The following is a 24,330-nucleotide window of genomic DNA, read 5'->3' as shown; positions in this document are numbered from 1 at the left end:
TGGCGAGAACGGCGGGTGCAACGCTAACGGCGCGCCCGCTGTTCCCTCAACCTGTTCTCTCGACCCGCGTCAAAAATCTTGACGATCGCCCAAACAACATCCGACCTGTAGAGGCCCGCGGGCAGCGCAGATCAGACCTTGGCGATGACGTTCTCGGCGAACTTCTCAAGGTGGCGGATCTTGCGGTCCAGTGGCTCGGGGTCGTCGCCCTTGATGTAGGGCAGGCGGAAGCCCACGATCACGTCGGTGACGCCTTTGTCCTCGAGCCGTTTGATGCCGTCGGGCGTGTACGCGTCAGCCGAGATCACGTGGACTTCAAACGGTCCGGTCTGACCTTCCTCTGCACGGATCTCGTTGAGCCGTTTGAGGAGGACATCGAGATCGTCGGTACCGCCGCCGTGCATCCAGCCGTCGTTGCGGGCCGCCCGGCGCAGGGCCGCCTCGGCGTGCCCGCCGACCAGGATGGACACCGGCTTCGACGGTGCCGGGGTCATCTTGGTCTTGGGGATGTCGTAGAACTCGCCGTGGTACTCGAAGTAGTCGCCACTGGTCAGTCCCCGGATGATGTCGATGCACTCGTCCATGCGCTTGCCGCGCCGAGCGAACGGCACGCCCATCAACTCGTAATCCTCGGGCCACGGGCTGGTGCCGACCCCGAGGCCCAGCCGGTTGTCGAACAGCGCGTTGAGCGAGCCGACCTGCTTGGCCACCAGGGCCGGCGGGCGGATCGGCAGCTTGAGGACGAAGAAGTTGAAATTGAGCGTGGTGGTGGCCGCGCACAAGGCCGAGGCCATCACGAAGGCCTCGATGAACGGCTTGCCGTCGAGGAACTCCCGGTTGCCGTCGGGGGTGTACGGGTACTTCGAATCGGACTCGAAGGGATAGGCGACGCTGTCGGCAATGGTCATGGCGTGGTAGCCGGCCGCCTCGGCCGCCTGGGCCAGCGGGATGTAGTAGGTGGGATCGGTCATGGCTTCGGCATAGGTGAACCGCATGCCGTACACACTAGAACGTGTTCTAGTTTTGTGGGGCCGATCGGCAGGCATGATGACCTGGTGCCCGCTTGGCTGACCCGCAACGTCCGAGTGTTGTCGGCGGTGTCCTTTCTGCAGGACGCTGCAAGCGAGCTGCTCTATCCGCTGCTGCCGATCTATCTGACGGCCGTGCTCGGTGCCCCACCTGCGGTGGTCGGCGCGGTGGAGGGCGCCGCCGAAGGCGCGGCCGCGATGACCAAGCTGGCCGCGGGCCCGCTCGGCGACCGCTACTCGAAGCGGCCCTTGATCGCCGCCGGCTACGGCATGGCTGCCCTGGGCAAGGTCATGGTCGCGGCGGCGAGTGCGTGGTCCGGTGTGCTCGCGGGCCGCGTGGTGGACCGGCTCGGCAAAGGGATCCGCGGTGCGCCGCGGGATGCCCTACTGGTCGTCGATGTCGACGACGCTGCCCGTGGCCGGGTGTTCGGGTTCCACCGGGCCATGGACACCATGGGCGCTGTCGTCGGTCCGCTGCTGGGGTTGGCCGGCTACGAACTGCTCGACCATCAGATCGCGCCACTGCTGTGGGTCGCGGTGGTGCCCGCGGTGCTCAGCGTCGCCCTGGTGTTCCTGGTGTCCGAAAAAGCGAAAGGGAAACGGACCGAGCCGCGCCCGCAGCGTCAGCCGGTGTTCGCCCGCGTGCGCGATCTGCCCGGGCGGTACTGGCGGGTGACGGCCGTGCTGGTGGCGTTCGGCCTGGTGAATTTCCCCGACGCCCTTTTGTTGTTGCGGCTCAACGAGATCGGCTTTTCTGTCGTCGAGGTGATCCTGGCCTACGTCACCTACAACGCGGTGTACGCCATCTCCAGTTTCCCGGCCGGGCTGCTGGCCGACCGGATCGGTCGGCTGCCGGTGTTCGGCCTCGGTCTGGTGTTCTTCGCGATCGGCTATGCCGGGCTGGGACTGACCACCGATCCGCTGCTGGCCTGGCTGCTGATCGGGGCTTACGGCTTGTTCACCGGGTGTACCGACGGGGTCAGCAAAGCCTGGGTCTCCTCCCTGGTCGGCGCTGACCTCCAGGGCAGCGCACAGGGAGTTTTCCAGGGGCTCAGCGGTTTTGCCGTGCTGGGCGCCGGGGTGTGGGCCGGGCTTCTCTGGACCGTGGTTCCAGGTCAGCCCGGCCAGCTGCCACTGCTGATCTCCGGGATCTGTGGTGCAGTGTTCGCCGTCGGGTTGCTCGGCCGCTCGGCGCTTACCCGGCGGCGCTGACTCCGGCCTCGTCGGCGCTGTCCAGTTCGAAGGGCGGTTCACCCACGCCGGCAATGGAGTGCGTGCCCTGCGAGGTGCGTTCGGTGATGCGGGCATCGACGGTTCGGGTGCCGATCGTGAGCCGCACCGGCCCGGGAGTGACAGTGCTCGGGGCATCGAGAATCGTTCCCTGCCAGTGGTAGCGGCCGTCGATCGGATCGAGGTGACCGGCCAGGCGAACGTTCACCCGGCGATCGCCGTCACCGGTGTCGAGAATGGCGAGCCCGTCAAACACCTCTTCGGTGACGCCCTCCTCGGAACCTGCGTCCGGTCCGGCCAATCCGGTGAGGCCACGCGGGGCCTTCGCCGGCAGGAACCCCGAGCGCCGCCACATCCGCCGTCCGATGCGGCCCATCAACCCGACCTCTTCGAGGAAGGCGGCCAGCGGGGCGAATCCGGAGATCTGCACCCCACGGCGGTGTGCGCTGGCCCGAGCCATGCGACGGGCGGCGCGGGCGTTGAGGCCCACGCGTGCGTACTGGACCTTGTTGGTGAACAGGTAGCGGAAGAAGAATCCGCCGACCCCGTTGAGGTTGGCCACCCACACCCGCTGGTACCAGCGCATCGAGGGGGCGCGCCCGCGCAGGCCGTCACGCGCGAACTGGATGTGGCGGGCCTCCTCGGTGACGTGAATGCGCATGAGGCGCTGCACCATCGGCTGCAACTCGGGGTCATCCATCATCTGCCGCTGCAGGGAGTCGAAGATCTCCTCGCCGATCAGCGCGGCCACCCACAGCACCGAGCCGCGGAAGAAGAACGGCAGAGAGTTGATGATCATGCGCTGGTACAGCCGTGGTCGCACCGGCTTGGCGCCGATCTTGTCGATGGCCTTGCCGAACATCACCATGTGACGGGTTTCGTCGCCGAGTTCGGTGAGCTCGTAGTGCGTGGAATTCGAGGTGGGATCTTGGTGCATCATCTTGCGCAGCAGCGCCTGGTTGAGGATGTTCTCGAACCAGATGCCCGCCGAGAGCGTGTTGGCCAGTTCCTCGCGTGACAGCTCGATCTGTTCTGCGCGAGACATGCTGTCCCACAATGGGGTTCCGTACAGCGACACGATCCGCGGCGGCAGGAAGAACTTGTCCGGATCGATCGGCGCCTGCCAGTCGATGTCCACCACCGGCGCGTACGACTTGCGAACCGAACCCTTGAGCAGGCGTTCGGAGAACGCGTCCCGCCGCGCAGCGTTGGCCGAGCCTCCGCCGGGTCTGACCGAAGTTGTCACCGTTGACGTTCCCTTCGTTTGTGGTCCCCCTCTTCCCGACGGTAGGTACCGACAATGCGTGATGTCAATACCCCGGGTACCGGATACTTGGGGTACTCGGTTCTTGTTCGGTTAACCTTCGACGGTGCGTCGCATCCATGTCATCGGTATCGGGGCCGGTGATCCGGACTTCGTCACCGCACAGGCCATTTCCGCGCTCAACGACACCCAGGTGTTCTTCGCTATGGACAAGGGTCCGCGTAGAGGCTCGCCGACCGATGACCTGGTCGCCGTGCGCAAACAGATCTGCGACCGGTTCATCGAGAAACCCGATGGTTACCGCTTCGTCGAACTGGTCGACCCGCCGCGCGCCGCGGCCGGCGACGCGCCGGGCTACCGCCAGGTCGTGGCGGACTGGCATGCCGAGCGGGCCAGGATCTGGGCGAAGGCCATCGAATCCGAACTCGGGCCCGACGGCACCGGGGCCTTCCTGGCCTGGGGAGATCCGTCGCTGTACGACAGCACCCTGCGGATCCTGGAAAAAGTGGCCGAGCACCTCGACATCCAATACGACGTGGTCCCGGGCATCACCGCAATCCAGGTGCTGACCGCACGGCACCGTATTCCGCTCAACGACGTCGGCGAACCGGTGCTGATCACCACCGGACGTCAATTGCGTGAGCACGGGCTGACCGGTAGCGCCGTGGTGATGCTCGACGCGGACTGTTCTTTTCAGCAGTGCCCGCCGCAGACCCGCATCTGGTGGGGCGCCTATCTGGGCACACCCGATGAGTTGCTCTACGCGGGAACGGTCGGGGAGATCGGCGACGAAATCGTTGCCGCGCGTACCGAAGCCAGAACCCGCCACGGCTGGATCATGGACACATACCTGCTGCGCTCGGCAGACTAGACCGCCATGAGCTCATTTCTCCTGCGCGCCGCGATAACCGGATTCGCGCTCTGGGTGGTCACTCTCGTCGTGCCGGGGATCTACTTCATCGGCGGTGACTCGACCATCGCCAGGGTCGGCATCATCTTCGTCGTCGCGGTGATCTTCGGTCTGGTCAACGCGTTCGTCAAGCCGATCGTGCAGATCCTGTCGATCCCGCTCTACATCCTCACGCTCGGCCTGATCCACATCGTGATCAATGCGCTGATGCTGTGGATCACCTCGTGGATCACCGACAACACCACGGGTTGGGGTCTGCACATCGACCAGTTCTGGTGGACCGCCATCTGGGCCGCGATCGTGCTGTCGCTGGTGAGCTGGCTGCTGTCGTTCGTCAAGGCTCTCGCGTAACGCTTTCGCGTAAGGCTGTGGCCTGCTCGGTCAGCGCCGCCGCGGTGTCTGCCGCCGCCTCGGCGCCGGCCTCGGTCGCGCCGTCGTGCTCGGCACCCCAGCAGGCCGCCAGGGTGCGGTAGGCGAGCTGTTCGGTGGCCACGACCGTCGGCCACATGCGTTCGGCGCCAAGGCGTTGCGCGGCCGAACCGCCGATGCCGGCGTCATAGGCCGGGAGCAGCCCCATGGCCCGCAGTTGCAGATCGCGCCGCTCGGTGCGGGCCGCCGCGGAGGTGGCGTCGCCGGCTGCCAGGTGAGGCAGGGTCGCGGTGACCGCGTCGAGTGTGGCGTTGACGGCACTGCGCAGACCGGTCGGATGGCGAAGACGCTGGGTCGCCCAATAGACCGCGAGGGCCACCGCGCAACCGATCAGGGTGTCGCTACCGCGGGTCAGCAGCAGTTCGCCGAGGTTGTCCACGGGTTGGCCGCCCGAGGCGATGGTGAGCGCGGCGGGGGTGATGAACACGACGGCCAGCGTGTAGTTGCGCATCACGTACATCTCGATGGTGAACTGCAGCGCCCCGATCACCAGCACCAGCCACAGGCCCTGTGGGTGCAACGCGAGAATCACCCCGGCCACACCGAGTCCGAGCCACGTGCCGAGCGTCCGTTCGACCCCGCGGGCCACGGTGCGTTGCCAGTCGAAGCCCTGGTGCAGCATCAGTACCGCGGCCGCCATTGCCCAGTAGGCGTGGGTCATCGTGAGCGCCTGCGAGATCAGCACCGCGATGACGCCCGAGATCGCGACCGCGATGCCGACGCGCACTGCCAGTTGCAGTGACACCGAACCCGGCGTCAGGGCCCGGCTCAGTAATTGCACGACGCTGGGCCTGCCGAGTGGAATTCCCTCGGCGCCATGCTCATCGGTGATCGCATCGGCAGGCACGGTAGCCAGATGGCGGGCCAGGGCGGCACCGTCGAACGCCAGCGGTTCACCCGAGTCCGAGGCACGCATGGCCTCCGCGAACAGCACGTGCAGGCGGCGGTTGACCACTCGCAACCGATAGAGCGCCTGGTCCGGTTTCGGTTGCACCGGTTGATAACTGACCAGCGTGACCCATGCGGTGTGCAGCAGGAGGGCCGCTTTATGTCTTGCCTCAGCGCCAGGGTTCTCGATGTAGGCCGCGACGGCAGCGGCAGCCGCCGCCACCGCGGCCTTCTCCGGTCCGCGGGGACGAACCAGCGCGCCGCTCATGTGCACCAGCCAGGCGAATGCCCCGCCCGCGAGGACCAGCGTCGCGTGATGAGCCGGGGTGAGGTGCAGCGTGGCCGGGGTGCCGGTGCCGGCCGCACAGGCCAGTACCACCATGTAGGCGCCGGGCGGTCCGACGCTCAGGGCATGGCAGACCAAGGTGGCCACCGCGGCGATCATCGTCACCGTGAGCACGCCCAGCCAGGGTGTCGACGACGCCCAGTCACCGAGAGCCACCGCGGCCGCGAAGCTCACCGCAACGACCGCCAGGAACCCGCCCCGATTCAGGTAGGGGCGCCCGCTGCCGTACAGCGAGGTGAATCCGCCGATGGTGGCGATCAATCCGGCGGTTGTGTCACCGGCCAGCCAGCCCACCAGAACCGGTACCGCCATGCAGATTCCGGCGCGCAGCGCGAACGGCCACCGGCGCGGCACGCTGTTGATCACGAAGACGTGCCGCAGCGGGTTGGTCGCTCGGGGAGCAGGCCGATTGGACATGTCTACAGCATGCTCGGCGTTTCGCTGACACACTGGAGCCATGCCTGAACTGCCCGAAGTCGAGGCGCTGGCCGATCATTTGCGTCGGCATGCGACGGACCGGGTGGTCACCCGGATCGACGTGGCCGCGTTGTCGGTGCTCAAGACGTTCGACCCGCCGACGACGGCATTGCACGGCCAGACCGTGACCGGGGCGAACCGCTGGGGCAAGTACCTCGGTATCGAATTAGGCGCGGAGTTGGGTCCTTTTCACCTCATCACGCACCTGTCGCGGGCGGGGTGGTTGCGGTGGTCCGACAAGCTGTCACCGACCCCGCTGAAGCCGTCGGGAAAGGGCCCGATCGCCCTGCGCGTGCATCTGGGTGACGGGTTGGGTTTCGACCTGACCGAGGCCGGCACCCAGAAGCGGTTGGCGGTCTGGATCGTCGGCGATCCTCTCGACGTACCGCAGATCGCCTCACTCGGACCGGACGCGCTGTCGCTGGATTCAGCCGGGTTGGCCGGAGCGCTGGCCGGGCAGAGCGGGCGGATCAAGACGGTGATCACCGATCAGAAGGTGATCGCCGGGATCGGCAACGCCTACAGCGACGAGATCCTGCACGTGGCCAAGCTGTCGCCGTTCGCCACCGCGGGCAAGCTGACCGATGCCCAACTCGGCGCGCTGCACGACGCGATGATCTCGGTACTCACGGATGCGGTGACGCGGTCGGTGGGGCAGCAGGCCGCGACGCTCAAAGGGGAGAAGCGCTCTGGCCTGCGCGTGCACGCCCGCACCGGGTTGCCGTGCCCGGTGTGCGGGGACACCGTGCGGGAGGTGTCTTTCGCCGACAAGTCGTTCCAGTACTGCCCGACATGTCAGACCGGCGGCAAGGTGCTGGCCGACCGGCGGATGTCACGACTGTTGAAGTAGTCCGCGTTTTTGACAGTTGTCTAACTCGGTTATCCTGCAGCGATGACCCGTCAGAAGATCCTCATCACCGGTGCCAGCTCTGGACTGGGCGCGGGCATGGCCCGGCAATTCGCGGCCAAGGGCCGGGACCTGGCGCTGTGTGCCCGTCGCACCGAGCGGCTCGATGAGCTCAAAGCCGAACTGGCCGACCGGCACCCCTACGTCAAGGTGGCCGTCGCTGCGCTGGACGTCAACGACCATGAAGCCGTGCCCAGGGTGTTCGGCGAGCTGTCCGAGGAACTCGGCGGAATCGACCGCGTGATCGTCAACGCGGGGATCGGCAAGGGTTGGCCGCTGGGCGAGGGCAAGCCATGGGCGAACAAGGCCACCATCGAGACCAACCTGATCGCCGGTCTGGTGCAGATCGAGACAGCGCTGGAGATGTTCAAGAAGTCCGGCAGCGGTCATCTCGTGTTGATCTCGTCGGTCCTGGGCAACACCGGTGTGCCCGGTGGCAAGGCCGCCTACTGCGCCTCGAAGGCCGGCATGACCTCGCTGGGCGAGTCGCTGCGCGCCGAGTACGACAAGGGCCCGATCCGGGTGACTGTGATCGAGCCCGGTTACATCGAGTCGGAGATGACCGCCAAGTCGGCGACCACGATGCTCATGGTCGACAACGAGACCGGCGTGCGGGCGATGGTCGAGGCCATCGAAAAGGAGAAGGGCCGGGCCGTGGTCCCGCGCTGGCCGTGGGCGCCGCTGACCCAGGTGATGAGGCTGTTGCCACCGAAGTACACCAAGCGATTCGCCTAGCCACAGGCATCACTCCCGTCGCAGATTCCCGAGGAATGTCGATGTGCCCGACTGTCCGCGACTTCTCAGCGACAATCGCCACCTGAACAACATCAGTATCGCCAACCACATTGTCGCTGGCGGTTTTCGGCACTCCAGCACCACTGGACTCACAGAGCTCGTCAGTCCAGTGCCCGCCTGTTAGCGACAGTGTCGCTGATAGCCGGGCAGCCCGAAATCTGATGCTGAAGTGGCTGTAGTTGGCTGGAGTGACATAAGTACTAATCGGCCGTGGGGTCAGAGTGACCCAAGGAATCTATGAGGCGATTGTCGCTGAGAAGTCGCGGACAGGCGGGCAAGTCTATACGGCCCTCCCCTCCGCGACACGCCTACCCGCCGCGGCCGTCAGTCGGTGCGCTCTGGACAGGGCGGGGTTTCAGCACCGGGTGAACTTGGGTAGTTAGCCTTTATGACCACAAAGTTGATTGCCTCGATGCTCTTTGCAGGCGCTGCGGCAGGTGCTGTCGCCTTTGGCCCCGTGGCCATGGCTGAGCCTGCTCCGCCGCCTTGTGTCAATGCCGACGGCACCGCGTGCTCCGACATTGGCACCGCCGGACCTGGCGGCGCCACCGGCCAAATTCCGGGTGGCCCCGGTGGCACGGCAGGCCCGGGTGGCGCCAGCGGCTCGATTCCCTACGGCCCCGGCGGCTCGGCGGGTCCCGGTGGCGCGACGGGTGAGATTCCCTACGGCCCGGGCGGAACGGCGGGGCCCGGTGGGGCTACCGGCTCCATCCCCGGCGGTCCCGGTGGCACAGCCGGTCCCGGCGGCGCCAGCGGTTGCATCCCGAACGTGGGCTGCGCGACGGTCCCGGGGATGCCCTAACGGGGATCGCTTCGGCCGGGGACGCTCCTAAGCCGAGCGCCCGCGCTCGACGCGATACCGGCGCACCAGCGCATCGGTCGACGAGTCCGACTGAGTGCCAGGTGATTCCGACTCGGTGATCACCGGCAACAGCGCCTTCGCCTGCGTCTTGCCCAGTTCGACGCCCCACTGATCGAAGGAATCGATACCCCACACAACTCCCTCGGTGAACACCTGGTGTTCGTAGAGGGCGATGAGCTGACCCACGACCGACGGCGTCAACCTGGTTGCCAGGATTGACGTCGTCGGTCGGTTTCCGGGCATCACCTTGTGCGGCACCACCGCAGCCGGTGTCCCTTCTGCCGCAATCGCTTCGGCCGTCTTGCCGAATGCCAGCACCTGGGTCTGGGCGAAGAAGTTGCTCATCAGCAGGTCGTGCATGCTGCCGGTGCCGTCGGCTGTGGGCAGGTCGTCGGTCGGTTGAGAGAAGCCGATGAAATCGGCCGGTACCAAGCGGGTGCCCTGGTGCAGCAGCTGATAGAAGGCGTGCTGGCCGTTCGTTCCCGGCTCGCCCCAGAAGATCTCACCGGTGTCGGTGGTGACGGCGGTGCCGTCGGCGCGCACCGATTTGCCGTTGGACTCCATGGTCAACTGTTGCAGATATGCCGCGAACCGCGACAAGTCGTTGGAGTAGGGCAGCACCGCGCGTGATTGTGCGCCAAAGAAATTCGAGTACCACAGGCCGATCAGCCCCAGCAGTGCCGGAGCATTCTCGGCCAGCGGGGCGGTACGGAAGTGCTCGTCGACCAGGTGGAATCCGGCGAGGAACTCGGCGAACCGCTCGCGGCCGATCACGGCCATCACGGACAACCCGATCGCCGAGTCCACCGAATACCGGCCACCCACCCAGTCCCAGAAGCCGAACATGTTGTCGGTGTCGATGCCGAACTCCTGCACCAGCTTCGCGTTGGTGGACACCGCGACGAAATGCTTGGCGACGGCTTCCTGTCCGGCACCGCCGCCCAGTCCTTCGACCAGCCATCGGCGGGCGGCGGTGGCATTGGTCAGCGTCTCGAGTGTGGAGAACGTCTTAGAGGCCACGATGAAAAGCGTTGTGGCCGGGTCCAGATCGGCCAGCGTCGCGACCAGGTCGGCAGGGTCGACGTTGGACACGAAGCGGGCACTGATGCCTGCGTCGGCGTAGTGGCGCAGCGCGTCGTACACCATCACCGGCCCCAGGTCTGAACCGCCGATGCCGATGTTGACCACGGTCTTGATGCGCTCGCCGGTGGCGCCGGTCCACTCGCCGCTGCGCAGCCGGTCCGTGAAATCGCCCATCCGATCCAAAACAGAGTGCACCTCGGTCACCACGTCCTGGCCGTCAACCGTCAAGGCCGCATCGGCAGGCAACCGCAGTGCGGTGTGCAGCACCGCGCGGTCCTCGGAGGTGTTGATGTGCTCCCCGGCGAACATCGCCGCGCGGCGGGCCTCCAGTCCGGCGGCGCGCGCCAGGTCAGCCAGCAATTCCAGAGTGCGGCGGGTGACGCGGTGCTTGCTGTAGTCGATGTAGAGATCGCCGACCGTCAACACCAGTTCGGTTCCGCGGGCCGGATCCTCGGCGAAAAGCTCCGTCAGATGAATGTCGCGGATCTCGTCGTAGTGCTTCGACAATGCCTGCCATGCGGGGGTTGCGGTGATGTCAGCACTCATTCTGCTGACCTTAGTGCGGTGCTTGATTCGAAGGTGTACATGATGGATGTATGGCCATTGAAGACTTGATTTCATCCGTGCCCACGGGTCTGTGGATCGGTGGTGAAGAACGCCAGGCCGCCTCGACGTTCAATGTGCTCGACCCGAGCGACGATCAGGTGTTGGCCACGGTGGCCGACGCGACCGCCGCCGATGCGGTCGCCGCGCTGGACGCCGCATGTGCGGTGCAGGCCGAATGGGCAGCCACCGCGCCGCGCAAGCGAGGCGAGATCCTGCGCTCGGTGTTCGAGAAGATCACCGAACGCGCCGACGACATCGCCGCGCTGATGACCCTGGAGATGGGCAAGGTCGTCGCCGAGAGCAAGGGCGAGGTCGCCTACGGCGCCGAGTTCTTCCGCTGGTTCTCCGAGGAGGCGGTGCGCATCGCCGGCCGCTTCACCCCGGCGCCTGCGGGTACCGGGCGAATCCTCGTCACCAAGCAGGCCGTCGGCCCGTGTTACGCGATCACGCCGTGGAACTTCCCGCTGGCCATGGGCACCCGCAAGATGGGGCCTGCCTTCGCCGCGGGCTGCACCATGATCGTCAAGCCCGCGCAGGAAACCCCGCTGACGATGCTGCTGCTGGCCAAGCTGATGGATGAGGCCGGCCTGCCCAAGGGCGTGCTCTCGGTGTTGCCGACCAGCGATCCGGGTGCGGTGACCACCGCACTGATCGACGACGGCCGGCTGCGCAAGCTCACCTTCACCGGATCGACCGGGGTGGGCAAGGCACTGGTGAAGCAATCCGCCGACAAGCTCCTGCGCACGTCGATGGAGTTGGGCGGCAATGCCCCGTTCATCGTGTTCGACGACGCCGACGTCGACGCGGCGGTGGACGGCGCGATCCTGGCCAAGATGCGCAACGGCGGCGAGGCCTGCACCGCCGCCAACCGTTTTCACGTCGCGAACTCGGTGCGCGAGGAGTTCACCGACAAGCTCGTCAAGCGGATGAGCGAGTTCACCCTCGGCAAGGGCATCGACCCCGCGTCCACGTTGGGTCCACTGATCAACTCCAAGCAGGTCGCCACCGTCACCGAACTCGTCTCCGACGCGGTGTCGAAAGGTGCGACGGTCGCCGTCGGCGGCGTCGCCCCCGGCGGCCCGGGCAACTTCTACCCGGCCACGGTGCTGGCCGATGTGCCCGCCGACGCCCGCATCCTCAAGGAGGAGATCTTCGGTCCCGTCGCCCCGATCACGGGCTTCGACACCGAGGACGAAGGTGTGGCCGCCGCGAACAACACCCAATACGGCTTGGCTGCTTACGTTTACACGCAGTCACTGGACCGTGCGCTGCGGGTGGCCGAGGGCATCGAATCCGGCATGGTCGGAATCAACCGCGGTGTCATCTCCGATGCGGCTGCCCCGTTCGGCGGCATCAAGGAATCCGGCTTCGGCCGTGAGGGCGGCATCGAGGGCATCGAGGAATACCTCGACACGAAATATATTGCGCTAACCCGTTAGCGCCTCGTCGCGCCTTCCCGATTCGGCGCCCGATGCCCCCTAAACTCTGGGGCTCGGACGCCACGACGGGAGGGCATGACGTGACTGCGGCGCCGGTCCGTGCTGCCAGTCGGCGTCGGCGTGCCTCCATCCGCCGAGACATCCCGGCACTCGACGGCATCCGCGCGATCGCGGTGGCCCTGGTGCTGGCCGGTCACGGCGGGGTGCCGGGTGTGGCCGGAGGTTTCATCGGCGTCGACGTCTTCTTCGTGCTCAGCGGATTCCTGATCACCTCGCTCTTGCTCGACGAGTTCCGCCGCACCGAGCGCATCGATCTCAAAGGCTTCTGGATCCGCCGGGCCAAGCGCCTGCTGCCGGCGATGGTGCTGATGACCTTGGCCGTCGTGATCGCCCGGCCGTTGTTCCCCTCCGAAGCGGTGACCTCGCTCCGAGAGGATGCGGTCGGTGCGTTCTTCTGGATGGCCAACTGGGTGTTCGTCGCCGCGGACACCGACTACTTCAGCCAGGGCGCCACGCCCTCGCCGTTGCAGCACACCTGGTCGCTGGCGGTCGAGGAGCAGTACTACCTGCTGTGGCCATTGCTCGTGCTGGCCGCTGCGCTGCTGGTGCGTCGCCGCTCGACGGGCGCTGTCCGCGCGGTGGTGTTCGTCCTCTCCGTCCTCGGCATGGCCGGCTCGGCGGCAGCGGCGATCTGGTTGTCCGGCGACACCGGTGAGCTCAACCGCGTGTACTTCGGCACCGACACCCGGGCGCAGGCGCTGCTGATCGGTGCGGCTGCCGCGGCGCTGCTGGTGCGGGACTGGTCGGCGCTGACGGTGTCGGGCACGCTGATCCGGACCCGATGGCGGCGATGGGTCGCCTGGACGTTGCCGGTGATCGGAATCGCGGTGCTGGCGCTGGCCGCGCACCTCGCGACCGGCAGTGCCGACGAGTTCCATCACGGGCTGCTGATCGCGGTGGCCGTGGGTGCGGTGCTCGTCGTCGCCCCCGTCGCGTTGGACCAGGACGGTTACGTCGCGCGGGCGTTGGCCTGGTTCCCGCTGGTCACCCTCGGCGTCATCTCTTACGGCGTCTACCTGTGGCACTGGCCGATCTTTCTGATCCTCAACGGCGAACGCACCGGGCTTTCCGGCTGGTCGCTGCTGGCGTTGCGGTGTGCGGTGACGATCGCGGTGTCATGGGTGTCGTGGTGGGCGATCGAACAGCCGGTCCGGCACTGGCGCCCACAGCACGTCCCGATGCTGCGGCTGGCGGCGGCGACGGTGGCCACCGCGGCGGTGGTGACGATGACGTTCGTCCCGGTCGGTGTTCCGACCCGCCCCGCCGGCCCGGACGTGATGGCTGCGGCCGCCTCGGAGCAGGACATCGGCGCCGAGCGGGCCGTCCCGGTGGGACCACCGCCGGCGCTGCCGCCCGGCACGCAAACCGTTGCGGTGTTCGGCGACTCGGTGGCCTGGACTCTGATGCGCTATCTGCCTGCCACGCCTGGTTTTCATTTCAGCGACTACACCACCATCGGCTGCGGCATCGCCCGCGGCGGACCGTACCGGTCGGCCGGGGAGACGCTGAACCAGAAGCCGGAGTGTGACTCCTGGCCGGAACGCTGGGCGCAGCGGATCGCACACGACCGCCCGCAGACCGTGCTGCTGATGATCGGGCGCTGGGAGGTTGTGGACCGCACCTGGAAGGGCCGGTGGACGCACGTCGGCAACGACGCCTACGACGCCTACCTCAAAGGTGAGTTGCAGCGCGCGCTGGACATCCTGAGCTCGACCGGCGCCCGTGTCGTGGTGACCACGGCGCCGTACAACCGACGCGGCGAACGGTCGGACGGGACGCTATACCCCGAGGATCAGCCGGGCCGGGTGCAGGCCTGGAACACCATGCTGCGCAATGTGGTCGGGCAACGGCCCAACGTGTCGGTGCTGGATTTCAACGCCAAGCTCAACCCGGACGGCAAGTACACCGCGAAGATCGACGGGGTGCGGATGCGCAGCGACGGTGTGCACCCGACCTCGGAGGCCGTGCAGTGGCTGACGCCGTGGCTGCTCGACTCGCTGAAGGCGCCTGCCAAACCGGCGGGACGCTAGTCGATCTAGCGAGGGCAGGAGTCGTACTGCTCGCGGACGCGCTCCTGCAGCGCCTTTTCCTCTGGCGACAAATTGTCCCCGTAGGGTGTACTCGGATATCCGCAAGCGCCCACGTGCACTGTTCCGTCGGGCGCCGCGGGAAGGAAGATCTGGCCGACCTGCCAGCTCAACATCAATGGTGAGTCAGGTCCGGCGCCGAGCCGGCTGATGGCATCCTTCATCGCCGGTTCGACCGCCTGGACGTCGGTGACCGCGACATTGAGTTCGGTGATGACACCGGAACTGACCGTCACCGCGCCCACCTGAAGGGGAAGCGAGTCGAGCTGAGAGCTGACGCGGCGTTCTTCATCAGGTGAGAACGGGAAATAGATGCGCCAGCGCTGCACGCTGCTCGATGCGCCCGGGTAGATCTCGGCCAGACCAATGCCGCCCAGGCTTTCCCGAATCATGCCGAGTGTGCCCGGCAACGGCGATTCGCGTGAGACATAGAGGTTGCCGTCCGGGATATCGTCGCGTGTCCACTTCATCACCGCAGTTGGGCCCACCGCCGGGGTGAGTCGACGTAGCCGCTCGACATCGTCGACGAACTGACCGGCATCGAGATTCGCGACCGTGCCGCTGACGAGAATCAAGGGTTTTTCAGCGACACGGATATTGACGGTCTCGAGATCCTCATCGGGATTGTTCTTGAGCGTGTCGACGACCGCCCGGATCTGCCCGGGCGTCGCGCTTGCCATCGTCACAAAGAGATTCGGCAGCGTGACGGTGGCCAGTTCCGCGTCGTTTGTCGCAAACCCCGCGCTGGTGACGCCGGGCATGGCGGCGATGGTGTCCTTCAGCCTCTCGGCGCCGTTGTCTTTGCCGGGGCCGAAGAAGCATCCGCTGAGTAGACCGGCGACGAGCAGGACAATCATGGCCGTCCTCTTCGTCATCTTGGTACTCCCGGGGTTCGGCCCTCGGTCGGGTAGGGGGTCGGATTGCCAGGTGCCCGGCCTTCGGGATTGCCCCCGAACTCGCCTATCGGCAAGCTCGGGTCATTACTCCAGGTCAGGCCTGCGCCGTCCTTGGTCACGATCACACTGTCGCCGTTGTCCACTGTCGTTTGGACGAGATCGGCGAGCTCCTCAGTTGTCGCATTCGCATGAGTCATCCCGATCTGGCGGCCGATCTCGTTGTTGTATAGATCCATCGCCTCGCGCGGTGCCGGTTCACCCGGTCGGCGTTCATGAGCGGTGGCGAACTTGCGGGTCCACTCCTCACCGAACCGCTGCGTCATCAGTGCATTCCAATACGTGTGTCTGAACGCGTCGGTGTGATTGTCAGTGGTGGCGTCAGGGGCAGGGGGAGGATACCTGCGGATTGCCTCTTGTTCCGCGGCCTCCTTCATATCGAAGAAGTCCATGACCGCCTGAGGTCCTTGGGTCGCACCCAGTTCAAGGAGGAGCTGGTATTCGCCGAACGTGAGCCCGGCATACCCTGCGCGTTTGTCGCCAATCAACTTCCCGAGCTGGTCGATCATCCACTGCGGTAGCTTCCGATCGTCTTTGACCTGGTATTCGCGCAGGATGTCTTCGAGCTTCTTGCGGGGATCCTCCTCCATAGTCGATCTGGCGCTCTCGCCCGCTCCGAGCTTCTGGTACTCGTTGGCGATTTCGGTGATGTCCTTGCCGATGTCCGAGAGATCGGCCGTGGTGCGACCCACGACTTCGGCGATCTGGCCCATGCCGGCGGCGACGATCGGCAGGAGCATCGTCTCGCGGAGCGGACCCGGCGGCACCGAGTTGGCCAAGCTGACCACCTGGTCATGCACCGAGACCAGATTCTCGCGTCCGCGCTTGACAGCGTAGGCGGACGCGTCGATCTGGGAGCCGAGACGTTGATCGAGGGCGGCGAATGCCCTCATCTTCGCGACGTTCTTGTTGTTGGCGTCCTCGTATGCCTCGGACGCGGTACCCCTCCACGCATCCCCGGGCATGGTTCCCGCCGTGTCCCTCGCGACGGCATCGACGGCTGCGCTGCCTTCGAACAAGGGGGCGCCGGACTGCAGAGGTGTGTCGTCACCGAAGTTCGACCGTGCAGTTTGGTACGTCGTCAGAAAAGCTTCGAGCACGCTCATCGATGCCGCCCCCCGGTTGTCACCCACCAATTATCGGGGCGACTACGGCAGCGTCTTGACAGCAATTTGTCAGGCTCGCCCGAACCGGTGAGCCGGGTGCGGGGGTCTAGTGACCCAGGCGGCCGCGTCCGAGCTGCAGCAGCAGGATGGCCAGGTCCTTGCCCTCGGGGCCGAGCACGCTGTAGCGCTCGATGACCTGCATCTCGCGGCTGTGCACCAGGCGGGTGCCGCCGGAGGCCATTCGGGCCTTGCCGATCAGTTTGGAAACCTCGGCGCGTCGCTGGACGGCGGCAAGGATGGTCGCGTCGAGTTCGTCGATCTCGCGGCGCAGGTCATCGATCTCAGGCACAGGCTGATCGTCCCAGTCGGCCCGTGCCAGCGCAAAACTGTCCCCGCTCGGCGGTAAGTTTGAACGCAAGATGACCACTTCCCCCGTCGCCTCGCCAGTTGCTGCAGATGTTGATCAACTTCTTGATGGCTTGAACCCTCAGCAGCGCCAGGCAGTGCTGCACCAAGGGTCGCCGCTGTTGATCGTTGCCGGTGCTGGGTCGGGTAAGACGGCGGTGTTGACCAGGCGTATCGCTTATCTGCTGGCGGCCCGTGACGTCGGGGTCGGGCAGATCCTGGCGATCACGTTCACCAACAAGGCCGCGGCCGAGATGCGCGAGCGCGTGGTCCAGCTGGTGGGCCCCAGAGCCAGGAACATGTGGGTTTCGACGTTCCACTCCACCTGCGTGCGGATCCTGCGCAATCAGGCGTCACTGCTGCCGGGACTGAACTCCAACTTCTCGATCTACGACTCGGACGATTCCCGTCGCCTGCTGATGATGATCGGCAAGGACATGGGGCTGGACACCAAGCGGTACTCGCCGCGGCTGCTGGCCAACGGCATCTCGAACCTGAAGAACGAGCTGATCGGACCCGAGCAGGCCGCGGCCGAGGCGTCGGAGGCGGCCGAGGAGATGGCCGGCATCATCGCGCAGGTCTACGGCGAGTACCAGCGTCGGCTGCGCGCGGCCAATGCGCTGGACTTCGACGATCTGATCGGGGAGACGGTCGGGATCCTGCAGGCCTTCCCGCAGATCGCCCAGTACTACCGGCGCCGGTTCCGCCACGTCCTGGTCGACGAGTACCAGGACACCAACCACGCGCAGTACGTGTTGGTGCGTGAGCTGGTCGGGCACCACCTCGACGAGAAGGACGGGGTGGCCCCGTCGGAACTGTGTGTCGTCGGTGACGCCGACCAGTCCATCTACGCGTTCCGCGGCGCGACCATCCGCAACATCGAGGACTTCGAACGCGACTACCCGGACGCGACCACGATCCTGCTCGAACAGAACTACCGCTCCACCCAGACCATCCTGAACGCGGCCAACTCGGTGATCGCCCGCAACACGGGCCGCCGCGAGAAGCGGCTGTGGACCGAGGAGGGCGAGGGTGAGCTGATCGTCGGCTACGTCGCCGACAACGAGCACGACGAGGCCCGCTTCGTGGCCGAGGAGATCGACTCGCTGGCCGACAGTGAGGGCCTCAAGTATTCGGACGTCGCGGTGTTCTACCGGACCAACAACTCCTCGCGCGCGCTGGAGGAAGTGTTCATCCGAGCCGGCATCCCGTACAAGGTCGTCGGCGGCGTGCGGTTCTACGAACGCCGCGAGATCCGAGACATCGTCGCCTACCTACGAGTGCTCGACAATCCGGGTGACGCGGTCAGCATGCGCCGCATCCTCAACACCCCCCGCCGTGGCATCGGCGACCGGGCCGAGGCGTGCGTCGCGGTCTACGCCGAGAACACCGGCGCAAACTTCAACGATGCGTTGCAGGCGGCCGCCGAGGGGCGGGTGCCGATGCTCAACAGCCGCTCGGAGAAGGCCATCGCGAGCTTCGTGGAGATGCTGGACCAGCTGCGGGCCAAGCTCGACGACGAGCTGGGTGATCTGGTGGAGGCCGTGCTGGAGCGCACCGGCTACCGCCGCGAACTGGAGGCCTCCAGTGATCCGCAGGATCTGGCCCGGCTGGACAACCTCAACGAATTGGTCAGCGTCGCACACGAGTTCAGCACGGATCTGGCCAATGCCCGGGCACTGGCCGAGCAGGGTGAGGGCGAGCCGGTCGACGAGGACATCCCCGACACCGGTGTGCTGGCCCAGTTCCTGGAGCGGGTCTCGTTGGTGGCCGACGCCGACGAGATTCCCGAAGACGGTGCAGGTGTGGTCACGATGATGACGCTGCACACCGCCAAGGGGCTGGAATTCCCGGCGGTGTTCGTCACGGGCTGGGAGGACGGCATGTTCCCGCACATGCGGGCACTCGGCGATCCCAACGAGCTGTCCGAGGAACGTCGGTTGGCCTACGTCGGCATCACCCGGGCCCGCAAGCGGCTGTACCTCTCGCGGGCCAAGGTGCGTTCGTCGTGGGGGCAGCCCATGCTCAACCCGGAGTCTCGTTTCCTGCGGGAGATTCCCGAAGACCTGATCAACTGGCGACGCATCGAGCAGCCGTCGTCGATGAGTGCGCCGGTCGGCAACGCCGGCCGCTACGGCACCCCGCGTCCTTCCCCGTCACGGCCCGCGCCGGCGCGCAACCGTCCGATCATCACGTTGGAGCCCGGCGATCGGGTCACCCACGACAAGTACGGGTTGGGCCGCGTCGAGGAAGTCACGGGCGTGGGCGATCTGGCGATGTCTCTGATCGACTTCGGCAGTGGGGGTCGGGTCAAGCTCATGCACAATCACGCGCCGGTGCAGAAGCTCTGACGCTTCCCAGCCCGTTGACTCTGCGCTGACGGCGTCGGTCTGTCGTACTTTTGCGCCGTGCTCGCAGAATCAACGAGGACTGCGTGCCGACGGTGCCGAGCCGACGAGCAAGGCCGCCGCGGCGGCGGTGAAGACGGACGCACTGAACGGTGTCTCGAATCCGGCGAAGACGAACATCGAGACACCGAAGATGAGCAACGTTGCCGCACTGGCGAAAGCGGCCCAGCGCGTGGCGATGCCCAGCAGTAGCCCCACGGCGAGGACGACTTCGACGACCGTCGCACCCCACGCGACGATGTCGACCAGCGCCCCGGGGAGGTAGGGCGCCAGGACATGCACGTAGGCCGTGAAGGACTCGAAGTTCCCCCAGCCGACATTGGGCGTGCCCGGCGGTCCCCACAGACCGAACCGGTCGGCGACGGCGGACAGGAACGAGGTGGCCAATGCCAGGCGGGCGAACAGGATTGCTCCCCGGAGCAATAGTTTGTTCTCGGTCGGCGCCGCATCGGTGTCATCAGGAGTGACGTCGTCAGGCATGTCCCTGATGATGCCAGGGTCCGTCTGCGAGCACGGCGGGAGCGGCCAGTCGTGGCTCGGCCAGAGGTGGAACAGAGGTCAACACCGGATTCTGGTCCAATCGGGAGCCGGGGGAGCGGCCCCGACCCCAGCCCACCATCTCGCGGTAGCCGCCGAGCAGGCCTGCCTGGGCGACGGCGGATTCCGTCGCGTGCGGGCTGTCGGCGCCGACAGGCGCCGAGACCGGCGAGACATAGAGCGCATCGGTGGGGCAGTAAGCCTCGCACATGAAGCAGGTCTGGCAATCGGACTGGCGGGCGATGACGGGCACGCCGTCGGGGCCACGGTCAAAGACGTCGGTGGGACACACCTTCACGCAGACGTCGCATTTGATGCACGCGGTGGTGCTGACGATCTCGATCACGCCACGGCCTCCGAGGAGATGAGCTGCGGGGCAACGGGATCAGGGGTGGTCCAGACGTCATCGAGACCGCCGACCAGGATGCGGTGCTCGAAGCGGCGATTCGATTCGGGCAGATCCTCACGCCGGTGCAGGCCGCGGGTCTCGGGCCGGGCCAGAGATGCGGCAGTGATCCAGCGCGCGGCTGCCACCATGGCGACCGCCTGGCGCTGCTTGTAGACGGCGCGTGCCGGAACCGGGGCGAGACCGTCGGCGATGTCACGCCAGAGGGTCTCCAGTGCCCCGGCCGATTGACGAAGCCGCTCAGCTGATTTCAGGTAGCTGCGCTGTGGCGGCAGGACATGCGACTGTGCCGCCGCGACCACCTCGTCGATGGTCGGCGCACCGGAGCGTGACCGCCCCGTGGGCGGTATCGCCGCAGCCGGTTCGACCCGTCGGGTGCGGCTGAACTCCGCAGCACCCCGGCCGGCGAAGGTGCCCGACGCGATTGCCCAGGAGCCGTTGCGACTGCCGCCGCCCGACAGCGAGCCGGTGATGAGCTCGCGGGTCGCGGCGTCCCCTGCCGCGTACAGTCCGGGAACCGTTGTCGCGCAATCCGGCCCGACCAGTCGCAGGCCACCGGTGCCACGCACCGAGCCCTCGTAGACCATTCGGACCGGGTACGCCGTCGTGAATGGGTCGATGCCGGCCTTGTCCAGTGGCAGGAAGTAGTTCGGCTGGGCATCGCGCATGGTCTGGCGGATGTGTTCGGGGGCACGGTCCAGTCGGGCGAATACCCGCTCGCCGCGGGTGAGTGCCCGCTGCGCGTCCTGACGCCCACTCAGCCCACGTTGGGTGGTGAAGGGCCGGCCGTGTTCATCATAGAAGCTCCCCCACTGCAGCATTCGGCCCTTGGTATGCACACCCCATTCGGGCGCCAGCGCGTAGGCCGTGCAGAACTCCATGCCGGACAGGTGCGCGCCGTGTTCGGCCGCCATCAGGAGACCCTCGCCGGTATCGACGTTGGTCCCGAAGGTTCCGGACAGGAAGGCCGTTCCGCCGGTGGCCAGCACGACGGCACCCGCGGTGACCTGCCACAGCCGGCCGCCGTCCTGGCGAGCGATGCCGGTGGCACCGGTGACGACACCGTCGCGGTCGGCGGTCAACGTCAGCGCCGGATGATGGTCGAGGATCAGCACGCCGCTGCGGTGGGCCTTGCGCCGCATCCGGCGCATGTACTCCGGGCCCTGCAGACTGCTGCGCATCTCGCGGCCGTCGGCGCCCACCGGGAACGGATAGCCCCACTCGGAGAGCTGCTCGAGCCGGTCCCACGAGGTGGCCAGTACCCGGAACATCCACTCGGAGTCCGTGATCCGGCCGGCGGCCAGCTCACGCTCGCGTACCGAATCCTCGCGCCGCGGGCCGGGACCGATGGCCCACAGGTTGTTGCCACCGGCGGCGGTGGCTCCGCTGGTGCCGCAGTAGCCCTTGTCCACCAGGATGACCCGGGCACCGGATTCGGTGGCCGAGATGGCGGCCCAGGTGGCGGCGGGGCCGCCGCCGATCACCAGGACATCGGTGACCAGCGCATCGGGGTCAGCGGGAGCGGTCATGGCCTACTTCCTCTCGGACACCGAGTTCGGCCAACAGCACATGGCGCAATTCGTCGAACCCGTCGTCGCTGCGGGTGCGGGGGAAGGACAGTTCGACACGGCGGTCGAGCGATACCCGCCCGCCCGAGAGGACCACTACCCGGTCGGCCAGCAGGATCGCCTCGTCGACGTCATGGGTGACGTGCAGGACCGCCATGTGTCTGCGGGACCACAATTCGTGTAGCAGCCCGTACATCTTGAGCCGGGTCAACGCGTCGAGCGCGCCGAACGGCTCGTCGAGCAGCAACAGGTCGGGTTCGCGGACCAGCGCGCGGGCCAGTGAAACCCGTTGCGCCTCACCGCCGGACAGCGACAACGGCCAGCTGCCTGCTTTCGCGGTGAGGCCCACCTCTTCGAGCGCGGACCGCCCGCGCGCCGCCCGGCTGGGGGCGTCGGGTCCGGCGTCGGGCAATGCGAAGGTCACGTTGGCCAGGGCACGCCGCCATGGCAGCAGCCGCGGGTTCTGGAACACCACCGCCCGTGAGCGAGGCACCTTCACCGAGCCCGTGACCTGATCGTCGAGGCCGGCCAGCACCCGCAGCAGTGTGCTCTTCCCGGACCCGGACCGGCCCAGCATCGCGACGAATTCACCGTCGTCGATCTGTAATTCGAGGTTGTCGAGCACCTGCTGATCAGCGAAGGCGCGCCGCAGGCCGTGCACCTCGACGACCGGTGAACTCATGCCGGCGCTCCCAGACCCTCGAAACCGTTACGCCAGGACAGCAGGAGCCGTTCAAGTACCCGCACCAGCGTGTAGGACAGCAGTCCCGCGACTGCATAGATGACGATCACCAGCAGCGACACATCGAACTGCAGGTTGGTCTGGGCCCGCGACATCAGGTAGCCGATGCCCTGGGTGGTGTTGATCATCTCGGCGAAGATCAGGCTGAGCCACGCGCTGGACAGCCCGAGCCGCAGGCCGACCAGGAAATTCGGCATCGCACCGGGCAGGATCACCTGGGTGATCAAGGTGTGCCGTGGCGCTTCCAAGGTTTGGGCCATCTCGACGAGTTGCCGGTCCACACCGCGGATTCCGGAATAGGTGTTGATGTAGATCGCAATCGCCACCCCGGTGGTGATCAGCACGATCTTGGGGCCCTCGCCGATGCCCATCCAGATGATCAGCAACGGGGTCAGCGCGAAATTCGGTACCGCCTTGAGGATCTGCATGGTCCAGTCGAGCAGGTCCTCGCCGGTACGGGTGAGCCCGGCCAGGATCGCGAGCGCGACCCCGATGAGGATGCCGAGCACGGTGCCGGTCAGCACCCGGACCGCCGACGCGCCGACGTGGGTGGCGAGTTGGCCGTCGCCGAGCAGGCGCCACGCGGTGGCCGCCACCTCGGTCGGAGGTGGGAAGAGGTCGGTATTGAGGAGCCCCGTCATCGAGCCGACGGTCCAGATCGCGAGGATGAGTGCCGGGCTCACCAGCCGGCGAACCGGTCGAGGTAGGCGTGCCCACAGTCCTTTTCGTCGGCTACGGCCACCGACGACCTCGATGAGTTCCGGACGAGTGGTCGGGGCCTGGACGACGGTCGCTGCGGTCATGACTTGGCCCCGGCCCATTCCCGGACCGAGTATTCGTGGTCGAACGATCCGTCGGCGTTGAGGAACTGGTAGGCGGCCTCGAGCTGGTCCACGCCGACCTGGGGGAACGGTTCGGTGTTGAACTCCTCGGCGCGGGTGGACTTCTGGACGAACTTCAGGTCGGTGTCGTCGGTCTGCGCGACCCAGGCCAGGTAGTCGTCGAAGTTCTCGGTGATGTCGCGGTTGACGCTGGTGACGGCCTGTTGCCAGGCGCCGATGAACTCGGGGCGGGCGTCGGTGAACGAGCGCAGGGCGATGTTGGTGCCGGTGCTGCCGAAGCTGTGCCGCGACAGGCTGTCGATGATCGGGAAGCCCTTGGATTCCAGCTCGGCCGCGCTGGCGCCGGTCACGACTGCCGCGTCGATCTTCCCGGAACTCAGGCCGGCGATGGACTCGGGGGTGGGAACGTCGCGCACGTGGATCTGGCCGGTCAGCCCTGCGGCATCGATGAGTTGTCGGGCGGCCCGGTCACGGATCGTGCCCTGCGGGGCGGTGATGTCCTTGCCGACCAGGCCCTTGATCTCGGTGGGTCCGCCCTTCGCGCCCACCAACCAGGCGTCGCCGTTCACCGAATCCAGGGACAGCAGCACCACTTTCGGGTCGCGACTCCGGGCCCGCAGGCCCGGGTTGTCTCCGATGGCCGCCACGTCGATGGCTCCGGCGAACAGGGCGGAGGCGACATCGCTACCGGACTGGAAGAACGAGTACTCGATCTTGCCGACCCCCGCGGATTTGAGTTGTTCGGTGAGGATGCCCTGCTTGTCGCCCCAGCCCAGCGAGCCCGCGGGGGTACCGGTCACCGACGTGGCCCCGACCCGCAGCGTGTAGCCGTCGGCGTCGTTGTCGTTGGCACTGCAGGAGACGGCGGTGGCGAGGACGGTAAGCGCAAAAGCGGTGCGCAACAGGCGGTTGAACATGGGAGCGGGCCTCCGGGGGTCAAGGCGTGAGCACA

General features: G+C 66.8%; 22 protein-coding genes and 1 pseudogene. 10 read left to right on the top strand and 13 right to left on the bottom strand.

The features are described from left to right. Positions 1 to 131 precede the first annotated feature (131 nt). Positions 132 to 995, bottom strand: coding sequence for an LLM class flavin-dependent oxidoreductase (locus AC4ELS_RS04155; RefSeq protein WP_065463136.1), 864 nt, complete (start codon positions 993 to 995; stop codon positions 132 to 134). Between the two features lie 60 nt (positions 996 to 1,055). Between AC4ELS_RS04155 and AC4ELS_RS04150 the strand changes: the two genes are divergently transcribed. Next, on the top strand, positions 1,056 to 2,240 hold the full coding sequence (locus AC4ELS_RS04150) for an MFS transporter (protein ID WP_499046028.1): 1,185 nt from the start codon (positions 1,056 to 1,058) through the stop codon (positions 2,238 to 2,240). On the opposite strand, the gene AC4ELS_RS04145 is transcribed toward AC4ELS_RS04150, so the two are convergent. Beyond that, positions 2,224 to 3,504, bottom strand: coding sequence for a diiron oxygenase (locus tag AC4ELS_RS04145; RefSeq protein ID WP_499046025.1), 1,281 nt, complete (start codon positions 3,502 to 3,504; stop codon positions 2,224 to 2,226). The two genes, AC4ELS_RS04150 and AC4ELS_RS04145, sit on opposite strands and share 17 nt — an antisense overlap. Before the next feature lie 124 nt (positions 3,505 to 3,628). On the opposite strand from AC4ELS_RS04145, the gene cobF reads away from it, so the two are divergent. Beyond that, positions 3,629 to 4,393 carry a precorrin-6A synthase (deacetylating) gene (gene cobF / locus AC4ELS_RS04140; protein ID WP_064887374.1) on the top strand — a complete coding sequence of 255 codons (765 nt, stop codon included), beginning with the start codon at positions 3,629 to 3,631 and terminating at the stop codon, positions 4,391 to 4,393. Between the two features lie 6 nt (positions 4,394 to 4,399). Continuing rightward, entirely contained in the window at positions 4,400 to 4,783 is a 384-nt protein-coding gene (locus AC4ELS_RS04135) for a phage holin family protein (RefSeq protein WP_055117268.1), read from the top strand. On the opposite strand, the gene AC4ELS_RS04130 is transcribed toward AC4ELS_RS04135, so the two are convergent. Next, positions 4,767 to 6,512 carry an FUSC family protein gene (locus tag AC4ELS_RS04130; protein ID WP_499046023.1) on the bottom strand — a complete coding sequence of 582 codons (1,746 nt, stop codon included), beginning with the start codon at positions 6,510 to 6,512 and terminating at the stop codon, positions 4,767 to 4,769. The genes AC4ELS_RS04135 and AC4ELS_RS04130 overlap by 17 nt on opposite strands. Before the next feature lie 40 nt (positions 6,513 to 6,552). On the opposite strand from AC4ELS_RS04130, the pseudogene AC4ELS_RS04125 reads away from it, so the two are divergent. From AC4ELS_RS04125 to AC4ELS_RS04110, 4 genes and pseudogenes are all read left to right on the top strand, one after another. Further along, positions 6,553 to 6,810 (top strand): annotated as a pseudogene (locus AC4ELS_RS04125) (DNA-formamidopyrimidine glycosylase family protein); the annotation flags it as partial. A gap of 123 nt (positions 6,811 to 6,933) precedes the next feature. Further along, positions 6,934 to 7,422: a zinc finger domain-containing protein gene (locus AC4ELS_RS04120; protein ID WP_499046338.1), complete on the top strand. Its 489-nt coding sequence runs from the start codon at positions 6,934 to 6,936 to the stop codon at positions 7,420 to 7,422. Between the two features lie 42 nt (positions 7,423 to 7,464). Further along, the gene (locus AC4ELS_RS04115; protein WP_044520156.1) at positions 7,465 to 8,214 is read left to right on the top strand and encodes an SDR family oxidoreductase; all 750 of its coding nucleotides are present in this window, start codon (positions 7,465 to 7,467) and stop codon (positions 8,212 to 8,214) included. 448 nt (positions 8,215 to 8,662) lie between these two features. Next, complete coding sequence (locus AC4ELS_RS04110) at positions 8,663 to 9,076, top strand: hypothetical protein (RefSeq protein WP_236734927.1); 414 nt, start codon at positions 8,663 to 8,665, stop codon at positions 9,074 to 9,076. A 27-nt stretch (positions 9,077 to 9,103) separates the two neighbouring features. Here the strand turns inward: AC4ELS_RS04110 and pgi are convergent, their stop codons facing one another. Beyond that, the gene (gene pgi, locus AC4ELS_RS04105) at positions 9,104 to 10,765 is read right to left on the bottom strand and encodes a glucose-6-phosphate isomerase (RefSeq protein ID WP_064887377.1); all 1,662 of its coding nucleotides are present in this window, start codon (positions 10,763 to 10,765) and stop codon (positions 9,104 to 9,106) included. A gap of 50 nt (positions 10,766 to 10,815) precedes the next feature. Here pgi and AC4ELS_RS04100 point away from each other — a divergent pair, with 50 nt between their 5' ends. Together AC4ELS_RS04100 and AC4ELS_RS04095 are read left to right on the top strand one after the other, a co-directional pair. Beyond that, on the top strand, positions 10,816 to 12,264 hold the full coding sequence (locus AC4ELS_RS04100) for an NAD-dependent succinate-semialdehyde dehydrogenase (protein ID WP_055117260.1): 1,449 nt from the start codon (positions 10,816 to 10,818) through the stop codon (positions 12,262 to 12,264). Between the two features lie 32 nt (positions 12,265 to 12,296). Next, complete coding sequence (locus AC4ELS_RS04095) at positions 12,297 to 14,354, top strand: SGNH/GDSL hydrolase family protein (RefSeq protein WP_463805543.1); 2,058 nt, start codon at positions 12,297 to 12,299, stop codon at positions 14,352 to 14,354. A gap of 5 nt (positions 14,355 to 14,359) precedes the next feature. Here the strand turns inward: AC4ELS_RS04095 and AC4ELS_RS04090 are convergent, their stop codons facing one another. The 3 genes from AC4ELS_RS04090 to AC4ELS_RS04080 all read right to left on the bottom strand — a co-directional run bounded on the left by AC4ELS_RS04090 (position 14,360) and on the right by AC4ELS_RS04080 (position 16,888). Further along, positions 14,360 to 15,268 (bottom strand): hypothetical protein, encoded by a 909-nt coding sequence (locus AC4ELS_RS04090; protein ID WP_448441899.1) that lies wholly within the window; start codon positions 15,266 to 15,268, stop codon positions 14,360 to 14,362. A 14-nt stretch (positions 15,269 to 15,282) separates the two neighbouring features. Further along, on the bottom strand, positions 15,283 to 16,470 hold the full coding sequence (locus AC4ELS_RS04085; protein WP_499046020.1) for a DUF6973 domain-containing protein: 1,188 nt from the start codon (positions 16,468 to 16,470) through the stop codon (positions 15,283 to 15,285). A gap of 106 nt (positions 16,471 to 16,576) precedes the next feature. Next, a complete protein-coding gene (locus tag AC4ELS_RS04080; RefSeq protein WP_413784957.1) occupies positions 16,577 to 16,888 on the bottom strand; it encodes a chorismate mutase in 312 nt (103 codons plus the stop codon). A 1-nt stretch (position 16,889) separates the two neighbouring features. Between AC4ELS_RS04080 and pcrA the strand changes: the two genes are divergently transcribed. Then, positions 16,890 to 19,226 carry a DNA helicase PcrA gene (gene pcrA, locus AC4ELS_RS04075; RefSeq protein WP_064959064.1) on the top strand — a complete coding sequence of 779 codons (2,337 nt, stop codon included), beginning with the start codon at positions 16,890 to 16,892 and terminating at the stop codon, positions 19,224 to 19,226. A 69-nt stretch (positions 19,227 to 19,295) separates the two neighbouring features. Here pcrA and AC4ELS_RS04070 read toward each other — a convergent pair whose 3' ends face one another. From AC4ELS_RS04070 to AC4ELS_RS04045, 6 genes are read right to left on the bottom strand one after another with little or no spacing between them, the layout of a single operon-like run. Then, the gene (locus AC4ELS_RS04070; RefSeq protein WP_499046018.1) at positions 19,296 to 19,763 is read right to left on the bottom strand and encodes a DoxX family membrane protein; all 468 of its coding nucleotides are present in this window, start codon (positions 19,761 to 19,763) and stop codon (positions 19,296 to 19,298) included. Beyond that, on the bottom strand, positions 19,756 to 20,166 hold the full coding sequence (locus AC4ELS_RS04065; RefSeq protein ID WP_499046016.1) for a 4Fe-4S dicluster domain-containing protein: 411 nt from the start codon (positions 20,164 to 20,166) through the stop codon (positions 19,756 to 19,758). Before AC4ELS_RS04065 ends, AC4ELS_RS04070 begins: the two co-directional genes overlap by 8 nt. Further along, entirely contained in the window at positions 20,163 to 21,755 is a 1,593-nt protein-coding gene (locus AC4ELS_RS04060; protein WP_499046014.1) for an FAD-binding protein, read from the bottom strand. The genes AC4ELS_RS04065 and AC4ELS_RS04060 overlap by 4 nt, the downstream gene beginning before the upstream one ends. Further along, on the bottom strand, positions 21,739 to 22,476 hold the full coding sequence (locus tag AC4ELS_RS04055; protein WP_499046011.1) for an ABC transporter ATP-binding protein: 738 nt from the start codon (positions 22,474 to 22,476) through the stop codon (positions 21,739 to 21,741). The genes AC4ELS_RS04060 and AC4ELS_RS04055 overlap by 17 nt, the downstream gene beginning before the upstream one ends. Beyond that, the gene (locus AC4ELS_RS04050) at positions 22,473 to 23,357 is read right to left on the bottom strand and encodes an ABC transporter permease (RefSeq protein WP_064887383.1); all 885 of its coding nucleotides are present in this window, start codon (positions 23,355 to 23,357) and stop codon (positions 22,473 to 22,475) included. The genes AC4ELS_RS04055 and AC4ELS_RS04050 overlap by 4 nt, the downstream gene beginning before the upstream one ends. Next, complete coding sequence (locus AC4ELS_RS04045; RefSeq protein WP_499046009.1) at positions 23,336 to 24,295, bottom strand: ABC transporter substrate-binding protein; 960 nt, start codon at positions 24,293 to 24,295, stop codon at positions 23,336 to 23,338. Before AC4ELS_RS04045 ends, AC4ELS_RS04050 begins: the two co-directional genes overlap by 22 nt. Positions 24,296 to 24,330 lie beyond the last annotated feature (35 nt).

It is taken from the genome of Mycobacterium shunyiense, from assembly GCF_058270035.1.
Note: the sequence above shows the minus strand (reverse complement) of the source record. Positions and strands in the feature narration are given on the sequence as shown.